The organism is Streptomyces sp. NPDC031379, assembly GCF_055569615.1.
The window spans coordinates 202,683-218,051 of sequence record NZ_JBVIIT010000001.1 but is presented as its reverse complement, the minus strand read 5'-3'; the positions used below and the strand labels follow the sequence as shown (position 1 = coordinate 218,051).

Here is a 15,369-nt window from a genome sequence, read left to right as displayed (position 1 = left end):
TCCCTCACATCCGGAAGACGCCGAAGCCGCCGCGCGCACCCTCGTAGGGCGCGGTGTGCAGGGCGGACAGGCACAGGCCGAGGACGGTGCGGGTGTCGCGCGGGTCGATGACGCCGTCGTCGTACAGCCGCCCGGACAGGAACATCGGCAGCGACTCGGACTCGATCTGCTGCTCGACCATGGCGCGCAGGGCCGCGTCCGCCTCGTCGTCGTACGGCCGGCCCTTCGCCGCCGCCGACTGCCGGGCGACGATGGACAGCACACCGGCGAGCTGCTGCGGGCCCATGACGGCGGACTTGGCGCTGGGCCAGGCGAACAGGAAGCGGGGGTCGTAGGCGCGGCCGCACATGCCGTAGTGCCCGGCGCCGTAGGAGGCGCCCATGAGGACCGACAGGTGCGGGACCCGGCTGTTGCTGACCGCGTTGATCATCATCGCGCCGTGTTTGATGATCCCGCCCTGCTCGTACTCCTTGCCGACCATGTAGCCGGTGGTGTTGTGCAGGAAGAGCAGCGGGATGTCGCGCTGGTTGGCGAGCTGGATGAACTGGGCGGCCTTCTGGGACTCCGCGCTGAACAGCACGCCCTGCGCGTTGGCGAGGATGCCGACCGGATAGCCGTGCAGGGACGCCCAGCCGGTGACCAGGCTCGTCCCGTACAGCGGCTTGAACTCGTCGAAGTCGGAGGCGTCGACGATCCGGGCGATGACCTCGCGCGGGTCGAAGGGGATCTTCAGGTCGCCGGGGACGATGCCGAGGAGTTCGTCCGGGTCGTACTCGGGCGGTGCCGCCGGGCCCGGGTCCTCGTACGCCTTGCGGTGGTTGAGGCGGGCCACGACCCGGCGGGCCTGCCGCAGCGCGTCCCGCTCGTCCACCGCGAAGTAGTCGGCGAGGCCCGACACGCGCGCGTGCATCTCCGCGCCGCCCAGGGACTCGTCGTCGCTCTCCTCGCCGGTGGCCATCTTCACCAGCGGCGGTCCGCCGAGGAACACCTTCGCGCGTTCCTTGACCATGATCACGTGGTCGGACATGCCGGGGACGTACGCGCCGCCGGCCGTGGAGTTGCCGAAGACGACGGCGACGGTCGGGATGCCGGCGGCGGACAGCCGGGTGAGGTCGCGGAAGATGGCGCCGCCCGGGATGAAGATCTCCTTCTGCGAGGGCAGGTCGGCGCCGCCGGACTCCACCAGGCTGATGCAGGGCAGCCGGTTGGCGAGGGCGATGTCGTTGGCACGCAGGGCCTTCTTCAGGCTCCACGGGTTGCTGGCGCCGCCGCGCACGGTCGGGTCGTTGGCCGTGATCAGGCACTCCACGCCCTCGACGACGCCGATGCCGGTGACCAGGGAGGCGCCCACGGTGTAGTCGCTGCCCCAGGCGGCGAGCGGGGACAGCTCGAGGAACGGGGTGTCCGGGTCGAGGAGCAGCTCGATGCGTTCGCGGGCGAGCAGCTTGCCGCGCCCCCGGTGCCGGCCGACGTACTTCTCGCCGCCGCCCGCGAGCGCCTTGGCGTGCTCGGCCTCCAGCTCGGCGAGCTTGGCGAGCATGGCCTCACGGTGGGCCCGGTAGTCGGGGTGGTGGGTGTCCAGGGCCGTCTCGAGAACGGTCACAGCAGGGCCTCCGGGATGTCCAGGTGGCGGGAGCGCAGCCATTCGCCGAGGGCCTTGGCCTGCGGGTCGAAGCGGTGCCGGGAGGCGACGCCCGCGCCGAGGATCCCCTCCACGACGAAGTTGAGGGCGCGCAGGTTCGGGAGCGCGTGCCGGGTGACGGGCAGCTCCCGGCTCTCCGGGATCAGCTCCCGGAACCGGTCGGCGGTCAGCTCGTGGGCGAGCCACCGCCAGGCCTCGTCCGACCGCGCCCACACGCCCACGTTGGCGTTCCCGCCCTTGTCCCCGCTGCGGGCCCCGGCGACCAGCCCGAGCGGGGCGCGCCGCGCCGGTCCGGGCGGAAGGGGGTCGGGCAGGGGCGGCTGCGGTACGTCGTCCAGGGTGCGCGTCTGCTGGGGTGGGGGCACGGGGACACGGCGTCCGTCGTGGAGGACGGCCACATGGTCGGCGTCACCATGGGGCACGTACACCTCCTCGAAGACGCCATAGGGGGCGCCCTTTCCAGGGGGGGACAGCACATGGAAGCCCGGGTAGCCGGCCAGTGCCAGCTCCACGGCGGCCCCCGTGAGCGCCCGCCCGACGACCTGCTCGTCCGGGTCCCGTACGACGAGCCGCAGCAGGGCGCTCGCGGTCTCCTCGGTGTCGGCGTCGGCCCGGTCGGTCCGCACCAGGTCCCACCGGACCTCCGCGGGCGGGGACTTGGCCAGCGCGTCGGACAGCTGGTCGCGGACCAGGTCCGCCTTGGCCTCGATGTCGAGTCCGGTGAGGACGAAGACGACCTCGTTGCGGAAGCCGCCCAGCCGGTTGAGACCGACCTTGAGCGTCGGCGGCGGAGCCTCCCCGCGCACGCCCTCGATCCGCACCCGGTCCGTTCCGTCCTGGCTCAGCCGGGCGGTGTCCAGCCGGGCGGTGGCATCGGGCCCGGCGTACCGGCCGCCGCCGGTCTCGTAGAGCAGCTGGGCGGTCACCGTGCCGACGTCCACGAAACCGCCGGTGCCGGGGTGCTTGGTGATCACGCTGCTGCCGTCGGCGTGGATCTCGGCGAGCGGGAAGCCGGGGCGGCGTACGTCGCCCTCGCGGAAGAAGGAGTAGTTCCCGCCGGTCGCCTGCGGCCCGCACTCGAGCACGTGCCCGGCGACCACGGCACCGGCGAGCCGGTCGAACTCCCCCGGCTGCCAGCCGAAATGGGCGGCGGCGGGCCCGGTGACCAGGGAGGCGTCCGTGACGCGGCCGGTGACGACCACGTCCGCGCCCGCCCGCAGGCAGGCGGCGATGCCGAAACCGCCGAGGTAGGCGTGGGCGGCGAGGGCGCCGGGGTGTCCGGCGGTGAGGTCGTCGCCCTCGACGTGCGCGACGCGTACCGGGATGCCGAGCCGCTCGCTCAGCTCCCGTACCGCCGCCGCGAGTCCGGCGGGGTTCAGGCCGCCCGCGTTGGTGACGATCCGCACCCCGCGCGCGTGGGCGAGGCCGAGGGTGTCCTCCAGCCGGCGCAGGAAGGTGCGGGCGTATCCGGCGGAGGGGTCCTTCAGCCGGTCGCGGGCGAGGATCAGCATGGTGAGTTCGGCGAGGTAGTCGCCGGTGAGGACGTCGACCTCGCCGCCGGTGAGCATCTCGCGCAGGGCGTCGGAGCGGTCGCCGTAGAAGCCGGAGAAGTTGCCGACGCGCAGCGGGTTCACCGGGCGCCCTCCTTCGGCGGGCGGCCGGTGCCGGGCGGGCCCGCGAAGGCCTGGGCGATGTCGAGCCAGCGGTCCGCGTCCGGGCCCGCCGCGGTCAGGGCGAGGTCGGCGCGGTGGGCGCGCTGGGTGACCAGGAGGCAGAAGTCGAGGGCGGAGCCGGTGACGCGCTGGACGGCGTCCTCGGGACCGTACGTCCACACCTCACCGTCGGGGGCGGCCAGTTCCACACGGAACTCCTCGGCCGGCGGGGTGAGGCCGTGCACCCCGAAGGCGAAGTCGCGGGTCCGCACCCCGAGCCGGGCCACATGCCGCAGCCGGCCGGTGGGCGGGCGCACCACGCCCAGGGCGTCGGCGACGTCTCCCGCATGGGCCCAGGTCTCCATGAGCCGGGCGGTGGCCATGGAGGCGGCCGACATGGGCGGGCCGTACCAGGGGAAACGGGCGCCGGGCGGTGCTGCGCGCAGGGCGTCGGCGAGGGCCGCGCGCCCGGTGCGCCACAGCGCCAGCAGCTCGGCGGCCGGGAGCCGGGCGCCCTCCTGAGCCCCCTCGTCCACGAAGGAGCCGGGGGCGGCGAGCGCCTTCTCGACCAGCGCCTGGAAGGCGCCGGCGTCGGTGACGGCCACCAGCGCCGAGCGGTCGGTCCAGGCGAGGTGCGCGATCTGGTGCGCGACGGTCCAGCCGGGCGCGGGGGTGGGAAGGGCCCACTGCTTCGGGTCCAACTCGGCGACGATCAGGTCGAGTTCGTCACTCTCGGCACGCAGGTCGTCGATGACGGGCGTCGGGTCGGCCATGGGGGGAGCATGACAGCGGGGGCAGAAACAATCAAGCGTGCTTGCATGGATTTCCTGCCCGCACCTCGGCCGGCGGTCACAGGGCCGCCGGCGCCTCAGCCGGTGGGTGCGAGATCCAGCTCGACCTTCTGCCGCGTGCCCCAGCCGGTGCGGTAGCACGTCGCCATGGCGTACCAGCGGACCACGCGGAAGACGGTGAAGGCGAAGAGCTGCGCCAGCGGCGCCGCCGCGAACGTCAGGAGCTGGGCGGCGAAGGGCTCGTCACTGCGCCGGAAGCTCAGGTACCTGAGCGACTGGCCGTACCCCACGAGGACGGGGATGAGGAGCAGTTCCCACGTCCAGACGCCGCGCACGAGCGGCAGGTACAGGAAGAGGGCGACGAAGATGGCGGTGGAGAGCACCATCTGGATCCATCCGATGAGGTGGCCCCAGTAGGCGTAGTTGTCGAGCCGCAGGTAGCGGAAGCGCCAGAACGTGCGGATGAAGGCGCCGCGCATCCAGCGCGTGTACATGCGGAAGAGCTGGGAGAAGTTGTCCGGCATCAGGGTGGTGGCGAACGCCGTGGGCTGCTGTACCGCCTTGCCGTGCTGCAGGGCGTAGATGGTCAGCATGGAGTCGTCGGAGAACTCGACCTTCCGGCCGAGGAAGGTCTCGTTGAGGTAGCCGTCGAGGTTGTCCTCGACGACATGGGCCCGGTAGGCGGCCAGCACACCGGAGTTGACCAGGACACCGCCCAGGGCCGACTGCGCCGACCGGTCCACCAGCTGCCCCACCACGAACCACAGGTCGGTGAGCCGGACGAGCACGTCCCGCCAGCGCCTGCGCTCGCCCTTGCCGTTCACGTTGCCGCGCAGGTTGGAGGCGAGCACGATGCCGGCCACGGACTGCGTCTCCCGGTCCGCGAACGGCTTGAGGATCTCCGCGATCGCCTGGCGGTCCAGGTTGGCGTCGGAGTCCACGGTGACGTAGACGTCCGTGGTGATCCCGGCCCTCCGTGCGGCGGCCAGGGCCATGCCCTGCGCGTGGCGCTTGCCCGGCACCGGAGTGCTCTCCCAGAGCAGCGGGACACCCCGCTCCTCGCACACTCCCTCGAACCAGGTGCGGACGGCCGTGTAGTCGACGCAGTTGTCGTTCTCCACCACGACCACGCACTGCGGAAGGCGCGCCTGGCCGACGATGGACGCCAGGCAGGCCTTGAAGGCGTTGGGGCCCTCGTTGCGCACCGGTACGGGCACCGTCACCCGCAGCGCGTCCAGCTCCGCCTGCTGTTCGGGCGTCACCTTCCGCGGCCGCTCGCAGAAGTAGAGCACGCACTGCCACATGAGCAGCAGGAACGCCAGGGCGTACACCGTGGCGAAGTGCTGCCCGTGCCCCTGCCAGGTGCTGATGCCTGAGTAGATGTGCCGGACCAGCCAGACGGTGAGGGCCGCCACCGAGAGGGCGGCCCCCACCAGAATGCGGGTCCGGGTTCGGTGTACCCGGATCGCCTTCATCGCTCGTGAACCGCCTTCCCGCGGCGGAACGAGGTGCGTACGAGTACGGCTCCGAGGCCGACCACGACGGCCGCCAGGCCCATCAGCCACAGCTGCTGGAAGGCGATCCCCCCGATCGTGATGGCCCCGGCCCCGGTCGCGGCGAGAGAGCCGCTCCCCCCTGTGTAGTTCATCCAGCAGCCTTTCTCCGGTGCTTTCGATGCTCTTGCTCGAAACACAGAGTCAGGCCAGGGCCATGGGCAAATCCGGCTTTTCCCCGTTCGTGCGAGGATCGGCGCTCAAGTTCGAGGCGTATTTCGATCATGGTTTCGCACTGTCGTTCGGGTTCTTGGAAGTCCGACTCCCATACGCACATCCGTCGCTACTCTCGGTGAACGGAGGTGGTTGGTATGCGAAGCCGGGAACTGGACCCTGGTGCGTCGCCGCTGGACTACTACGGCTACGAACTCCGCAGAGCGAGGGAGGCGGCGGGCCTGACGCTGGCGCAGCTGGGGTCGATCGTCTTCTGCACGGGGTCGCTGATCGGGATGATCGAGACGGCGGCGAGGGTGCCGCAGCGGGAGTTCTCCGAGCGGGTGGACGCGGCGCTGGGGACGGACGGCCTCTTCTCCCGGCTGGTCGGGCTGGTGTTACGCAGCCAGTTGCCGAGCTGGTTCCAGCCGTATGCGGAGATGGAGGCGAAGGCGGCGTACATCTCGACGTTCCAGGCGCAGCTGGTCGACGGTCTGCTGCAGACGGAGGCGTACGCCCGCGCCGTACTGGGCCTGCGTGACGGCGTGGGACTCGATGCGAAGGTGGCCGCGCGATTGGAGCGGCAGCGGATCCTGGAACGCGAAGACGCGCCGGCGACCTGGGTGGTGCTGAGCGAGGCCGTACTGCATCAAGAAGTCGGTGGCCGGGACGTCATGCGGGAGCAGCTCACACACCTGGTGAGCATGCGGAACCGCGCGTGGGTGAACGTGCAGGTGCTGCCGTTCGAGGCCGGAGCCCACACCGGACTGATGGGCTCCTATGCCCTCCTGCGCTTCGAGAAGGACCCCGACATCGTCTACACCGAGGACTTCGTCCAGGGGCACATGACGGCCAATCCCCAAGCAGTCAAGGAGGGTTCGGTCCGTTACGATCAGCTCCAGGCTGCGGCGCTCTCCGCTGAGGACTCGGCGGCGCTGATCACGCACGTGATGGAGGAGCGTTATGGAAACGAACCGGAACCTGACGGGCGCGACCTGGCGTAAGTCCTCGTACAGCGGCGACACCGGCGGCCAGTGCGTCGAAGTGGCCGACCTCACCCCCCACATCGCCGTCCGCGACTCCAAGGCCCGGCGTGGCCCGGCGCTGTTCTTCCCCGGCGTCGCCTGGGCGGCCTTCGTGGAGTCGGTCAAGCACCGGGAGACGCCGGCCGGCTGATCCCGCGGCGGGGTCGGTCAAGCACCGGGAGACGCCGGCCGGCTGATCCCGCGGCGGGGTCGGTCAGGCCTCGGGGGCCTGGACCGGGACCTTGCCCCGTCCCACCTGCGTCCGCACCGCGCCGATGCTCGCCGCGATCACCAGGGCGATCGCGGCGGCCTCCGGCGCGGACAGGGCCTGGCCGAGGATCAGGAAGCCGGCCGTCGCCGCGATGGCCGGCTCCAGGCTCATCAGGATGGCGAAGGTGGAGGCCGGCAGCCGGCGCAGGGCCAGGAGTTCGAGGGTGTAGGGCAGGACCGAGGAGAGCAGGGCCACCGCCGAGCCGAGGGCGATGGTGGTGGGGTTCAGCAGGCGGGTGCCCGCGTCGGCGATGCCGATGGGGAGGAAGAGCAGGGCCGCGATCGCCATGGCCAACGCCAGGCCGTCCGCCTGCGGGAAGCGGCGGCCCGTACGGGCGCTGAAGACGATGTACGCCGCCCACATGGCGCCGGCCCCCAGGGCGAAGGCGACACCGATCGGGTCGAGGTCGCTGAAGCCTCCGCCGCCGAGCAGGAAGACGCCCGCGAGCGCGAGGCCGGCCCAGACCGCGTTGACCGCCCGGCGCGATGCCAGGACGGACAGGGCCAGCGGGCCGAGGACCTCGAGGGTGACCGCGGGGCCCAGCGGGATACGGGCGACCGCCTCGTAGAAGAGTCCGTTCATCGCGCCCATGGCGATGCCGAACACGATCACCGTGCCCCAGTCGGTGCGGGAGTGCCCGCGCAGCCTGGGGCGGCACACCACCAGGAGGACCACGGCCGCCGCGAGCAGCCGCAGGGTCACGACACCGAGCGCGCCGGCCCGGGGCATCAGCGTCACGGCGAGGGCTCCGCCGAACTGCACCGAGACTCCGCCGGCCAGCACCAGCCCGACCGGGCCGAGCGAGCCGAGGCGGCTCGGGGCGCCACCCGGGGATGCGGGTGCGTGCTGCGTCGAGGGTGCGGCGGCGCTGGAGGTGCTCACGGGGCGGTCCTGGGCTGGCTCGGGATCAGAACATGTTCATCTCGATGTACTTCCGAGTCCAGGGTAGTAGACCAACGTCAGGAGTGTGAAGCCCTTATGTCACTGTCCTGGATGCTGAGATGGGTGGTGTTCAGATGCCGGGCCAGGGCGTGGGCGGGTACGCGTACGCCGGGACCGGAGCCGTCGGCCACGCGAGCGGTAGGCGCAGCTCGCCCGTGTCCGTCGCCCAGTCGTTCTGCGAGCGGTGCAGTCGCGCGTACGCCCCGCCCCGGGCCAGGAGTTCCTCGTGCCGGCCGGCCTCGACGACGCGTCCCCGGTCGACGACGAGGATGCGGTCGGCGTCGGGGGCGAGGTTGAGGTCGTGGGTGATCATGATCGTCGTGCGGCCGGCCATCAGGCGGCGCAGGGGTGTGACCACGCGGCGGGCGGCCATCGCGTCCAGGCCGGTCGTCGGTTCGTCCAGGACCAGGACGGGGCCGTCGCGCAGGATGGCGCGGGCGATGGCCAGGCGCTGGAGCTGACCGCCGGACAGACGAGCCGAGTGGGGGTCGATCCGGGTGTCGTAGCCGTCGGGGAGGCGGACGATGAAGTCGTGCGCGTCGGCCGCCCGGGCCGCCTCCTCGATCGCCCGGTCACTGGCGCCGGGCCGGCCGCAGGCGATGTTGGCGCGGACCGTGTCGTGGAGTACCAGGGTCTCCTGCGGGAGCAGGGTGACGTACTCGCGCAGGCGGGCCAGCGGGAAGTCGCGCAGCGGTACGCCGTCCAGCAGGATCCCGCCCGCGTCGGGGTCGTAGAAGCGCAGCAGGAGCTTGGAGACCGTGGACTTGCCCGCGCCGCTCGGGCCGGTGATGATCACCAGCTCACCGGGGCTGACCGTGAAGGACAGCCCGTCCAGGGCGGTGCGGTCGGCGCCCGGGTAGCGGAAGGAGACGTCCCGGACCTCCACCGTGCCGTCCGGGCGGCCCGTCCGCGTATCCCGGCGGGGGTCGGTGACCGCCGGCCCGACGTCCAGGATCTCGATGAGCCGCTCGGCGCCCGCGGTGGCCGCGGTGACCGTGAGGCCGAGCTGGGCGAGTCCGCGGACGGGCGGGTAGAGGTAGCCGAGGAAGGCGGCGAAGGCGAGAAGCTTGCCGAGGGTCATCCGGCCGGTGGAGATCTCCCAGGCGCCGACGCCGATCACGGCGAGCACGCAGACCGTCTCGATGACCTGGACGAGCTGCTCATAGGCCTCGTTGAGGCGGGTGGAGCGGACGGAGGCGCGGAACCAGGCGGTCGCCTCCTCGTGCAGTCTCCGGCGCTCGGCGTCCCGGCGGTCGTAGGCCTGGGTGAGCACGATGTTGCCGAGGGACTCCTCCACCACCGAGGTGATCGCGCCGTCGGCGGCCCGGCCCTCGCGGGAGACGTCCTTGATGGAGCCGGAGAAGCGGCGGGCGGCCAGCCAGAACAGGGGCGCGAGGACGAACGTGGCGGCGGCCAGGTCCCAGCGCAGCCAGAACGCGGCGGCCGCGTAGAAGAGGGCGGAGAAGGCCGCCGAGGCGGCGCCGACCAGCCCGGAGACGACCATCGTCTCGATCGCCTCGACGTCACTGGTCAGCCGGGAGAGCAGGTCGCCCTGCCGGTGACGCTGGAAGAAGTGCGGCGGCAGCCGCTGGACGTGGTCGAAGACGTGCTCGCGCAGCCGCATCACGAACCGCTCGGTCGCCCACGCGGCCAGGGAGTTGCCCGCGTACGCGACGAGCGCACCGGCCACCGCGATGCCCAGCCACTTGGCGGCCGGAGCCCAGAACGCGGCCAGTGAGCCCTTCTGCAGGGCGTGGTCGGTGAGATCGGCGAACAGCAGGATGGCCTCGGTCTCGGCGAGTGCGGCGAGCACGGTGCACAGCCAGACGATGAGCAGCCATTTCCTGAGCCCCTTGGTCAGCGGCCAGAAACGGCGAAATGCTGTACGGGCGGGAATGGTCGGGGTCTCGTATGCGAATTCGCCACCCTCGCCAGTCATCGGAATCCCTTTCCCCTCACCTTCCCGCAGGAAGAAGAAAAGGGGGTCGATGGTGCACCATCGGCCCCCTTCGGCTCAGCGCCGGATCAGTGGCCCTGGCCGGGCAGCGGCTTCGGAAGCGGCTTGTGCGCGTGCTTCTTGGGCTTCGCCTTGGGCGGCGGCGGGAGCTGCTTCGTCTGGGACTTGGGGGGCAGCGGGGCAAGCTTCCTGAAGCTCATTTCCGACTCCTATCGCTTCGCAGTTTCTGAGGTTCGAGAATTCCGCGTCCGGCTCCCGACACCAAAGAACCTACACGCCACCCCGGCCCCCGAACGGCAAAAAAGGCAAAGGAGCGCTGTGAATCCCCTGGGAAATGCTGAGGGTTTGCCGGAAAAGCTGAGAACGGCCTCAGCGGCGGGCCATGTAGACGTCGAGCGCCTTGTGCAGCAGCCGGTTCAGCGGGAAGTCCCACTCCCCCACGTACTCCACGGCCTGCCCGCCCGCGCCCACCTTGAAGCGGAGCAGGCCGAGCAGATGGTTCGACTCCTCCAGGGTGTCGGTGATGCCCCGGAAGTCGTAGACGTGGGCGCCCAGTTCATGGGCGTCGCACATCATGCGCCACTGCATCGCGTTGTTGGGCTGCACCTCGCGCCTGCGGCTGGTGGAGGCGCCGTAGGAGTACCAGACGTGCCCGCCGACGATCAGCATCGTGGCCGCGGCCAGCACCTCCCCCTCGTGCTGGGCGAGGTACAGCCGCATCCGGTCGGGGTGTTCGGCGGTGAGCGCGCTCCACATCCGCTGGAAGTACGGCAGCGGACGCGGGATGAACCGGTCCCGCTCGGCGGTCTCGGTGTAGAGGCCGTAGAAGACCGGCAGATCCTCCTGACCGCCCCGGACGATCTTCACACCCGCCTTCTCGGCCTTCTTGATGTTGCGCCGCCACTGCTGGTTGAGGCCGCGCTGGACGTCTTCCGACGACCGCCCGGCAAGCGGCACCTGGCACACGTACCGGGGCTGCCCGGCGGCGAACCCGTCCTCCCCGCCGGGCTCGCTCTGCCGCCAGCCCATCCGGCGCAACCGGTCGGCCAGATCGGCGGCCCCCTGCTCGCACGACGTCGGCGCCACGTCCCGCAGGCGGTGCGCGCCGGGGTCGGCGATCGCGGCCTTGACCGCCTCGGGGCTCCACCGCCGCGCCACCACCGGCGGCCCCATCTTCACCGAGAAGGCGCCCCGGCTCTTCAGATGGGCCAGCATCGGCTCCAGCCAGCGCTCCGGATCAGGCGTGTCCCAGTCGATGACCGGCCCCTCGGGCAGATAGGCCAGATACCGTTTCAGCCTGGGCAGCGGCCGCAGCAGCACCAGCCCCACCCCGACGAGCCGCCCGTCCGCCTCGAACCATCCCAGACTCTCCGCCCGCCAGTCCGGCTTCACGTCCCCCCACGACGGCAGCTGCAGATGGCTGGCCGAGGGGCGGCTGTCCACGAAGGCGAGATGCTCGGCACGGCTGATCGGCCGGAGGGTGAGGCTCATGCGCGGGGCTCCTTGGAGATCGTGGGCCATCGCACCCTATGAATCACCCCGCCCGTCCGCCGGTTCCCATGCCGCCAGCACCTCCGTGTCGGTCGCCCGCGCGTGCAGGAAGTAGTCGGCCCACGCGGCGATGTCCGGGTAGCCGCACTCCCGGACCAGCCGGGCCACCGCCGCCGCCCGGTCGTACGAGGTCACGCGCAGGTCGGCGCCGGGTCCCAGGAGGCACCAGTGGGCGCCCGGGCGGCCGTAGGGCATGCCCACGCTGCCGGGATTGACCACCAGACGGCCGTGGGCCAGCCGGACGTAGGGCATGTGGGTGTGGCCGCAGACCACCGTGCCGATGCCGGGGTCCAGGCCGGTGAAGACCTCGGCCCAGCGGTCGGGGCGGGAGTCGACCAGCACCAGCTCCTCGTCGTCGCGCGGGGTGGCGTGGCAGAACAGGACCCTGCCGAGGCCGCGCACGCGCAGGGTGAGCGTCCTGGGCAGCGCAGCGAGGAAATCGACCTGTTCCCCGGTGAGCGCCTGGGCCGCGAAGGGGCCGATCGGGTCGGGTATCTCCGTCCGCTCGCCCCGCCGGAACTCCACCAGCTCCCGGTCCGCGTTCCCGCCGATCCACAGCACCCGCTCGCCCTGCGCCCGCAACAGCTCCAGCACCTCGGCCGGCTGCGGGCCCGCCGTGATGTCCCCGGTGAGGACGATCCGGTCGGCCGCGGCCACCTCGGGCTCCGCCAGCACGGCCTCCAGCGCGGGCAGCACGCCGTGGATGTCGGACAGGACGGCCAGTCGGCCGTACTCCTCGGTCTCCTGGGTCTCCTCGGTCTCCTCCTGGGTCTCCTCGGCGGCCTCGGCTGCGGGCTCCTCGGCTCCGGTCCTCCCGGTCATGTCACTCCCCCGCTCGCTGTTCTTCCGCGTCCAGCGCCTGCGCCAGCACTTCCGCCAGATGGCGTCCCCGTACCCCCGCCAGCTGTTCCAGCTGCGTGCGGCAGGAGAACCCGTCCGCGAGGACCACCGTCCCCTTCGGCGCTTCCCGTACCGACGGCAGGAGGTGTTCCTCCGCGCAGGTCCGTGACACCTCGAAGTGGCCCTTTTCGAAACCGAAGTTGCCCGCGAGTCCGCAGCAGCCTCCGCTCAGGTCGCCGGTGAGACCCGCGGACTCGCGCAGGCGCCGGTCGGGGGCGTCACCCAGCACCGCGTGCTGGTGGCAATGGGTCTGTCCGGCGACCGGGCGGTCCACGGCGGGCGGCACCCAGTCGGGGGCGTGTTGTTCCAGGACCTCGGCGAAGGTGCGGACCGCCGAGGCCAGCCGGGCCGCGCGGGGGTCGTCGTGCAGCAGCTCGGGCAGGTCGGTGCGCAGGGCCGCGGCGCAGCTCGGCTCCAGGACGACGACCGGGACCCCGGCCCGCAGCACCGGCTCCATCAGGTCCAGCGTGCGGCGCAGTACCGCGCGGGCGTGGTCGAGCCGGCCGGTGGAGACGTAGGTCAGGCCGCAGCAGACCCGGGCCCGGCGGGCGGTGAGCAGCGCGGTGGCCGCCCTCGACCTGCCGTCACCGATCGCTCCCCCGCGCGGGATCAGCGTCGGCGGCAGCGCCACCCGCAGTCCGGCGGCCTCCAGCACGCGGACGGCGGCCCGGCCGACGGACGGGGACAGATGCTCGGTGAAGGTGTCCGGCCACAGGACGACCAGGTCCCCGGGGTCCTGGACGGAGCCGGCGGCACCCTGGACCGGCTTCCGCCCGCGCCACCAGCTCGTGAAGGTCCGCGTCGCCAGCCGGGGGAGCTGCCGCTCCGGGGCGAGTCCGCCCAGGCGTTTCGCCAGGTACGCCAACGGCCGTACCCGGGCGAGGGCGTTGAGCAGCGGGGCCGTACGCGTGCGGGCGACCCAGCGCAGCCACTCCGGCAGCCGGCCCATGCTGTGGTGCGCGGCGGGGCGGCGCCGGCCGGCGTAGTGGTGGTGCAGGAACTCCGCCTTGTAGGTGGCCATGTCGACTCCGACCGGGCAGTCCGAGCGGCAGCCCTTGCAGGCCAGGCAGAGGTCGAGGGCGTCACGGACCTCCGTGGACCGCCAGCCGTCGGTGACCAGATCGCCCGCGAGCATCTCGTGCAGCAGCCGGGCCCGGCCGCGCGTGGAGTGCTCCTCCTCGCCGGTCGCCCGGAAGGAGGGGCACATCACGGCGGGGCCGGACGCCGCGGTCGTACGGCACTTGGCGACGCCGACGCAGCGGCGGACGGCGGCGCGGAAGTCGCCGCCGTCCGCCGGATAGCCGAACGCCACGTCGACCGGGCGGCGGGGCAGGACGGAGAAGCGCAGGCCGGCGTCGAGGGGCGCGGGGCGGACCAGCATGCCGGGGTTGAGCAGGTCGTCGGGGTCCCAGACCGCCTTGGCGCGCTCGAAGAGGGCCACCGTCTCCGCGCCGTACATGCGGGGCAGCAGCTCCGCGCGGGCCTGCCCGTCGCCGTGCTCCCCGGACAGCGAGCCGCCGTGCTCCACCACCAGGTCGGCGAGGTCCTCGGAGAAGCGGCGGAAGCGGCCGACACCGGCCTCGGTGAGCAGGTCGAAGTCGATGCGGACGTGGATGCAGCCGTCGCCGAAGTGGCCGTACGGGGTGCCCCGCAGGCCGTGGGCGGCGAGCAGGGCGCGGAAGTCGCGCAGGTAGGCGCCGAGCCGGGCGGGCGGTACCGCGCAGTCCTCCCAGCCGGGCCAGGCCTCCGTGCCGTCGGGCATGCGGGTCGCCGTGCCGCTCGCGTCCTCCCGGATGCGCCACAGCGCCCGCTGGGCGGCCGCGTCCGTCACCACCAGGGAGTCGACGACGTCGGCCGCGCGCACGATCCGCTCCGCACGCGCGCGTGCCTCGGCCGCCGACTCCCCGCCGGTCTCCACGAACAGCCAGGCACCGCCCCTCGGCAGCCCGGCCGGCGAGCGCACCAGGTCGGCCGCCATACCCTCCACCGTCAGCGGCCCGTGCGCCAGGAGTCCCGCGGCCGCCTCGGCGGCCGCGCTCTCGTCGGCGTACGCCAGCACCGCGAGGGCACGCTCGCGAGGGGCCTCCACCAGCCGGACGACCGCCTCGGTCAGGAGGGCGAGGGTGCCCTCGGAGCCGCAGAAGGAGCGGGCGACGTCCGTGCCCTTCTCGGGCAGCAGGGCGTCCAGCGCGTACCCGGAGATGCGGCGGGGCAGGTCCGGGAACCCCGTGCGCAGGCGGGCCCGCTCGTCCTCGGCCAGTCCGCGCAGCCCGTCCGGTGCCCCGGCCCAGCCCCGCCCGAGCCGCAGCCGCTGTCCGCGCGCGGTGACGACGGACAGCTCGCGCACGCTGTCCGCGGTCGTGCCCCAGGCGACCGAGTGGGAGCCGCACGCGTTGTTGCCGATCATCCCGCCGAGCGTGCACCGGCTGTGGGTGGACGGGTCCGGGCCGAACCTGAGTCCGTGCGGGGCGGCGGCCTCCTGGAGCCGGTCGAGGACGAGGCCGGGCTGCACGACGGCCGTGCGGGTGTCCGGGTCCAGTTCCAGCAGGCCGTTCATGTGCCGGGTGAAGTCCAGCACCACGCCCGTGCCGGTCGCCTGTCCGGCGATCGACGTGCCTGCGCCTCGGGCCACCACCGGCACCCCGCGCGCCCGGCACACCTCGAGCACGGCCGCCACGTCGTCGGCGTCCCGGGGGGCCACCACCCCGAGGGGGACACGCCGGTAGTTGGACGCGTCCATGGTCACGAGCGCCCGGGAGGTGACGTCGAACCCGACCTCACCCCGGACCGCCCCGCGCAGTTCGCCCGCGAGATCTGTCATGCGTCCAGGATGCATCCGATCACGTACAGTCACCGAGAGTTGTCCACAGCCCCGCCCGTATCGTCGTACAACCTCACAAGTCCACGGCTCGGCACTCTCGTCTCATCGGAC

General features: G+C 72.5%; 13 protein-coding genes. 2 read left to right on the top strand and 11 right to left on the bottom strand.

Annotated features, from left to right (window positions below; translation table 11 throughout):
* Window positions 1-4: 4 nt before the first annotated feature.
* From ACZ5CW_RS01070 to ACZ5CW_RS01050, 5 genes are all read right to left on the bottom strand, one after another.
* A complete protein-coding gene (locus ACZ5CW_RS01070) occupies window positions 5-1,603 on the bottom strand; it encodes an acyl-CoA carboxylase subunit beta (protein WP_468597210.1) in 1,599 nt (532 codons plus the stop codon).
* Window positions 1,600-3,276, bottom strand: coding sequence for an acyclic terpene utilization AtuA family protein (locus ACZ5CW_RS01065; RefSeq protein ID WP_468597208.1), 1,677 nt, complete (start codon window positions 3,274-3,276; stop codon window positions 1,600-1,602). Before ACZ5CW_RS01065 ends, ACZ5CW_RS01070 begins: the two co-directional genes overlap by 4 nt.
* Window positions 3,273-4,067 carry a TIGR03084 family metal-binding protein gene (locus ACZ5CW_RS01060; RefSeq protein WP_468597206.1) on the bottom strand — a complete coding sequence of 265 codons (795 nt, stop codon included), beginning with the start codon at window positions 4,065-4,067 and terminating at the stop codon, window positions 3,273-3,275. Before ACZ5CW_RS01060 ends, ACZ5CW_RS01065 begins: the two co-directional genes overlap by 4 nt.
* A 95-nt stretch (window positions 4,068-4,162) precedes the next feature.
* On the bottom strand, window positions 4,163-5,518 hold the full coding sequence (locus tag ACZ5CW_RS01055; RefSeq protein WP_468597204.1) for a glycosyltransferase: 1,356 nt from the start codon (window positions 5,516-5,518) through the stop codon (window positions 4,163-4,165).
* A gap of 38 nt (window positions 5,519-5,556) precedes the next feature.
* Window positions 5,557-5,733, bottom strand: coding sequence for a hypothetical protein (locus ACZ5CW_RS01050; protein ID WP_468597202.1), 177 nt, complete (start codon window positions 5,731-5,733; stop codon window positions 5,557-5,559).
* Window positions 5,734-5,949: 216 nt separating this feature from the next.
* Here ACZ5CW_RS01050 and ACZ5CW_RS01045 point away from each other — a divergent pair, with 216 nt between their 5' ends.
* Window positions 5,950-6,795, top strand: coding sequence for a helix-turn-helix domain-containing protein (locus ACZ5CW_RS01045; RefSeq protein WP_468597201.1), 846 nt, complete (start codon window positions 5,950-5,952; stop codon window positions 6,793-6,795).
* Window positions 6,755-6,967: a DUF397 domain-containing protein gene (locus ACZ5CW_RS01040; protein ID WP_468597199.1), complete on the top strand. Its 213-nt coding sequence runs from the start codon at window positions 6,755-6,757 to the stop codon at window positions 6,965-6,967. Before ACZ5CW_RS01045 ends, ACZ5CW_RS01040 begins: the two co-directional genes overlap by 41 nt.
* Window positions 6,968-7,030: 63 nt before the next feature.
* On the opposite strand, the gene ACZ5CW_RS01035 is transcribed toward ACZ5CW_RS01040, so the two are convergent.
* The 6 genes from ACZ5CW_RS01035 to ACZ5CW_RS01010 all read right to left on the bottom strand — a co-directional run bounded on the left by ACZ5CW_RS01035 (window position 7,031) and on the right by ACZ5CW_RS01010 (window position 15,258).
* Window positions 7,031-7,969, bottom strand: coding sequence for an EamA family transporter (locus ACZ5CW_RS01035; protein WP_468597197.1), 939 nt, complete (start codon window positions 7,967-7,969; stop codon window positions 7,031-7,033).
* Window positions 7,970-8,099: 130 nt separating this feature from the next.
* On the bottom strand, window positions 8,100-9,968 hold the full coding sequence (locus tag ACZ5CW_RS01030; RefSeq protein WP_468597195.1) for an ABC transporter ATP-binding protein: 1,869 nt from the start codon (window positions 9,966-9,968) through the stop codon (window positions 8,100-8,102).
* An 86-nt stretch (window positions 9,969-10,054) separates the two neighbouring features.
* On the bottom strand, window positions 10,055-10,186 hold the full coding sequence (locus ACZ5CW_RS01025; protein ID WP_468597194.1) for a hypothetical protein: 132 nt from the start codon (window positions 10,184-10,186) through the stop codon (window positions 10,055-10,057).
* 169 nt (window positions 10,187-10,355) lie between these two features.
* Window positions 10,356-11,477 (bottom strand): lipid II:glycine glycyltransferase FemX, encoded by a 1,122-nt coding sequence (locus ACZ5CW_RS01020; protein WP_468597192.1) that lies wholly within the window; start codon window positions 11,475-11,477, stop codon window positions 10,356-10,358.
* 36 nt (window positions 11,478-11,513) lie between these two features.
* Window positions 11,514-12,359, bottom strand: a complete 846-nt coding sequence (locus ACZ5CW_RS01015) for a metallophosphoesterase family protein (RefSeq protein ID WP_468597191.1) — start codon at window positions 12,357-12,359, stop codon at window positions 11,514-11,516.
* Between the two features lies 1 nt (window position 12,360).
* Window positions 12,361-15,258 (bottom strand): FAD-binding and (Fe-S)-binding domain-containing protein, encoded by a 2,898-nt coding sequence (locus tag ACZ5CW_RS01010; protein WP_468597189.1) that lies wholly within the window; start codon window positions 15,256-15,258, stop codon window positions 12,361-12,363.
* Window positions 15,259-15,369 lie beyond the last annotated feature (111 nt).

Bases quoted from the DNA above. Each gene is read 5' to 3' on its own strand.
- ACZ5CW_RS01010 (WP_468597189.1), bottom strand. From the start codon at position 15,258: ATGACAGATCTCGCGGGCGAACTGCGCGGGGCGGTCCGGGGTGAGGTC.
- ACZ5CW_RS01020 (WP_468597192.1), bottom strand. From the start codon at position 11,477: ATGAGCCTCACCCTCCGGCCGATCAGCCGTGCCGAGCATCTCGCCTTC.
- ACZ5CW_RS01050 (WP_468597202.1), bottom strand. From the start codon at position 5,733: ATGAACTACACAGGGGGGAGCGGCTCTCTCGCCGCGACCGGGGCCGGG.
- ACZ5CW_RS01015 (WP_468597191.1), bottom strand. From the start codon at position 12,359: ATGACCGGGAGGACCGGAGCCGAGGAGCCCGCAGCCGAGGCCGCCGAG.
- ACZ5CW_RS01040 (WP_468597199.1), top strand. From the start codon at position 6,755: ATGGAAACGAACCGGAACCTGACGGGCGCGACCTGGCGTAAGTCCTCG.
- ACZ5CW_RS01060 (WP_468597206.1), bottom strand. From the start codon at position 4,067: ATGGCCGACCCGACGCCCGTCATCGACGACCTGCGTGCCGAGAGTGAC.
- ACZ5CW_RS01045 (WP_468597201.1), top strand. From the start codon at position 5,950: ATGCGAAGCCGGGAACTGGACCCTGGTGCGTCGCCGCTGGACTACTAC.
- ACZ5CW_RS01025 (WP_468597194.1), bottom strand. From the start codon at position 10,186: ATGAGCTTCAGGAAGCTTGCCCCGCTGCCCCCCAAGTCCCAGACGAAG.
- ACZ5CW_RS01030 (WP_468597195.1), bottom strand. From the start codon at position 9,968: ATGACTGGCGAGGGTGGCGAATTCGCATACGAGACCCCGACCATTCCC.